The sequence below is a fragment of the Streptomyces sp. NPDC004667 genome, assembly GCF_040609475.1.
Lineage (GTDB): Bacteria > Actinomycetota > Actinomycetes > Streptomycetales > Streptomycetaceae > Streptomyces.
Genome location: NZ_JBEXKC010000017.1, coordinates 1 through 1,403 on the forward strand (window position 1 = coordinate 1; position 1,403 = coordinate 1,403).

The window sequence follows — 1,403 nt, forward strand, 5'->3', positions numbered from 1 at the left end:
CAGATGTGGAAGCCCGGTAACGGGTGGAGCTGACTGGTACTAATAGGCCGAGGGCTTGTCCTCAGTTGCTCGCGTCCACTGTGTTAGTTCTGAAGCAACGAACGGTTGCTGGTTTCTAGAGCTAGAACACAACTACAGAGTGTGCTTGTTCGCTCGAAACCGATAGGGTTTCGGTGGTCATAGCGTTAGGGAAACGCCCGGTTACATTCCGAACCCGGAAGCTAAGCCTTTCAGCGCCGATGGTACTGCAGGGGGGACCCTGTGGGAGAGTAGGACGCCGCCGAACAATCTTTCAAAGGACCCTTGGTCCAGCGTTCAACGCTGGACCAAGGGTCCTTTTTGTTTTTTCACCTCTTTACGCCGAAGCGCGGCCATGGGTTGGTTGCGCGAGAATGACTAGCGGTACCCCGAAGACAGGAGTCACACCCATGTCCAACTCTCCCGACGATCGTCCGGAGCGCGAGCCTCGTCGCAACGACGGCGGTGACAGGGGCGGCTACCGCGGGGGCCGTGACGACCGTGGCGGTGACCGTGGTGGCTTCCGCCGCGACGACCGCGGTGGCCGTCCGACCGGTGGTGGCGGCGGTTTCCGCCGTGACGACCGTGGCGGGCGCCCCGCCGGCGACCGTCCCAGCGGCGGCGGCTTCCGTGGCCGTGACGACCGTGGTGGCGACCGTCCCAGCTACCCGCGCCGCGACGACGACCGTGGCGGCCGTCCCACCGGTGGTGGCGGCGGTTTCCGTGGCGGTCGTGACGACCGTGGCGGCGACCGTCCCTCGTACCCCCGTCGCGACGACCGTCCCAGCTACCCGCGCCGCGATGACGACCGTGGCGGTCGTCCCGTCAGCGGTGGTTTCCGTGGCGGTCGTGATGACCGTGGTGGCGACCGTCCGTCGTACCCCCGTCGTGAGGACGACCGTGGTGGGCGTCCGTCCTACCCGCGTCGTGACGATGACCGTGGTGGGTTCCGTGGCGGTCGTGATGACCGTGGTGGCGACCGTCCCAGCTACCCGCGCCGTGACGACCGTGGTGGGGACCGCCCGTCGTACCCCCGCCGTGACGATGACCGTGGTGGGTTCCGCGGTGGCCGTGACGACCGTGGTGGCGACCGTCCGTCCTACCCGCGTCGTGACGATGACCGTGGTGGGTTCCGCGGTGGCCGTGACGACCGTGGCGGTGACCGTCCCTCGTACCCGCGCCGCGATGACCGTGGTGGGGACCGTCCGTCGTACCCGCGTCGTGAGGACGACCGTGGTGGGCGTCCGTCCTACCCGCGTCGTGACGATGACCGTGGTGGGTTCCGCGGCGGTCGTGACGACCGTGGCGGTGACCGTCCCTCGTACCCCCGTCGTGACGACCGTGGTGGGGACCGCCCGTCGTACCCCCGCCGTGACGATGACCGT

Annotated in this window: 1 rRNA gene and 1 pseudogene; both read left to right on the forward strand. The window is 67.9% G+C overall.

Annotation, left to right across the window (positions count from 1 at the left end):
- The first annotated feature begins 169 nt into the window (after positions 1 to 169).
- A 5S ribosomal RNA gene (gene rrf, locus ABZW32_RS12355) occupies positions 170 to 286 on the forward strand.
- A gap of 172 nt (positions 287 to 458) precedes the next feature.
- Positions 459 to 1,403, forward strand: a pseudogene (locus tag ABZW32_RS12360) (hypothetical protein); the annotation flags it as partial.